This window comes from Moorena sp. SIO3I6 (assembly GCF_010672095.1).
In genome coordinates, this window is record NZ_JAAHHU010001518.1 from 1 (window position 1) to 1,194 (window position 1,194).

At 41.7% G+C, this 1,194-nt stretch carries 1 protein-coding gene; it reads right to left on the reverse strand.

Annotated elements, in window-relative coordinates; genetic code table 11:
- Positions 1-161 precede the first annotated feature (161 nt).
- Positions 162-1,194, reverse strand: a 1,033-nt coding sequence (locus F6K49_RS50820; RefSeq protein ID WP_293110508.1) for a group II intron maturase-specific domain-containing protein, incomplete at its 5' end; no start/stop codon positions are given.

Genomic DNA, 1,194 nt, shown 5'->3' on the forward strand with positions numbered 1-1,194 from the left:
CAACTATAAAGGCTGCACTCTTCTTGCGGTAACTTCGTTCCCAGTCTCTATTAAACTAAGCCGGGGAGTCGCCTCCACCGACTCGTCTCCAAAACCGTACGTGACAGTTTCCCGTCATACGGCTCCTCGCTACAGGAACCATTGTCATTGGTACCTCTACATTAGAACGGATTATCATCTAGTTCAGAGGAGTCGTTACTTGATTCTTGACACTTGGGTTTGACTTTGGTTCCATGTTTTGCATCGTGGCAATGTAGGTGGAGTAGTTCAAGGTTATTGAGTTGGTCGTTTCCACCTTGTGCGCGTGGTATTATGTGGTGTTTTTCCATTAAGTCATTGTCCCTAAAGGTTAGTCCACAGTGAGTGCATTTCCCTTTTTGTCTTTTGAGAAGTTTTACTTTCTGTTTTGACATTTCCGGGTGCTTACTCATTCTGGTACTCCAGTATATTAAATCCCCGTTGTAGGGGCTACTGTTTCCTTTAACCTTCGTGTGTCTAATGATTTCTGTCTTTGCATGTTTGGGAAGGTGTGTTCCTTCTTTTGTCATGAAAATCCAGTTATCTGTTTTGGGTACATCCCAGGGGTTCTTTGGCTTTTCAGTTTTAGTTCCCCAATACTTTTTGTTCACCCAGGTTTTTGACTTATTGGGGTGTCTCCTGTATCCCCATCTTTGAAGTTTGTTCCAGAGTAGGCTATCTAACCCTGAGTAGGTCTTTTTGCTGACAACGCTTCGGTTGTAATTGCACCAACCTTGTATAATGGGTTTGAGTTTGCTAATTAAAGCAGCCTGAGGTGCGGCTAGGTGACTTTCTATTATCCCGTCTAGCTGCTCCCTATGTTCTTTCACTTTCTTTTTCGATGGTTTAATGAGGGTCTTAAAACCTTGTTTAGCTTGATGTTTTCCCACTGGGTATTGACGGATGTTAAATCCTAAAAAGTCAAATCCTTCTTTGGTGTGGGTCAATCTGGTTTTACTTGGTTTTAATTCCAGTCCTATGTCAGTTAACCATGCTTCTATAACTTCTCTACACTTTTCTACCACTTCTTTGGTTTTGTGTATGATGACGAAATCGTCAGCATATCTTATGAGACTTACGCTTCTTTTTCTGTCTCGCTTTCCTCTTACTTGAGTTTCTTTAAACGAGAGATTTTCTACGTATTTTTCTATAGTCTCTTCCATTCCGTGGAGGGCA